At 61.0% G+C, this 1,131-nt stretch carries 1 protein-coding gene; it reads right to left on the reverse strand.

Annotation, left to right across the window (positions count from 1 at the left end):
* Positions 1-54 precede the first annotated feature (54 nt).
* Complete coding sequence (locus AC1DQ3_RS36465) at positions 55-1,014, reverse strand: IS5 family transposase (RefSeq protein ID WP_477124943.1); 960 nt, start codon at positions 1,012-1,014, stop codon at positions 55-57.
* Between the last annotated feature and the right edge of the window lie 117 nt (positions 1,015-1,131).

A 1,131-nucleotide genomic window follows, 5' to 3' on the forward strand; every position in this document is an offset into this window, starting at 1 on the left:
GGCGTTGTTGCATTAATCGAATCTGAAGGCAAAGTGGCTCCCGTGATCCAAAAATCAGGCGATGCGGACGGAATTCGGGCGTGCGAGAACCGCCATGCGGTTAAGCACGCCTACGCGGATCGCTACTTCTGTCGCTTGCGAGCCGATGCCACGCGCCCACAGGCAATTGCCCGTGAGCGTCTTGAGCCGGTACATCAGGTTCTCGACCAGCGAGCGGCGGTGGTAGCCGCAGCCCTTCTTCCATTCCCCTCGCCCTTTTCGCGCAATGATGTCAATGGCCTCGTTGCGCCACTGTGCGCCGGGCGTTCTCTCAGACCAAGGCGCAGCCCCTTCACGCGGCGGGATCGACGGTTGCGCGTTGCGCGCTTCTATTTGATCGTGGCACTGCCTCGTGTCATATGCGCCGTCACCGCCGACGGTGTCAATCGGCACGTCTGCGGGGATCTGATCGAGAAGATCGGACAACGCGTCGGCATCGGCGACATCTTGATGCGTCATCAGCGCCGCGCAGACCTGGCCGGTATTCGCATCCATTGCCAGATGCACCTTGCGCCAAGTGCGCCGCTTCGAATAGCCGTGTTTGCGCACCTTCCATTCGCCTTCGCCGTACAGCTTTACGCCAGTGCTGTCCACCAGCAGGTGCATTGGCTCACCGGTGTACGTGGCGGGCAACTTCACCGCGATCTCCTGCGCGCGGCGGCTCAACGTCGTGTAATTGGGTACCGGCAAGTCGGGGAATGCGAGCTTGCGCAGGCTACACGCGAAGCCCTGAAGAGCCCGCAGAGGCAGATGGAAGACTTGCTTGAGTCCGAGCAGCATCTGAATCGCTGCGTCCGAGTAGACGTGCGGCCGCCCCCGCCTGGGCGATGTGCCATCAGGCACCGTGCCCAGTACGCTTTCGTCAACCCACATCGTCACGTCCCCTCTTGCAATCAAGCCAGCGTTGTAGCTCGCCCAGTTCCTGACACGATAGACCCCTTTCGGCTCGCTTCGCTTGTGTTCGTCCTTGCGCATCTTCTCGGGAAAAAGTCGAGAATCTACGCAAGTCCGCGAAGAGTTAACAGAGGTGCCACCCTGGCTGTTGCGCGTAAACGTCAGCCCGCGCGGCAGCCGGATTTATGCAACAACGCC

It is taken from the genome of Cupriavidus sp. 01T418, assembly GCF_056398885.1.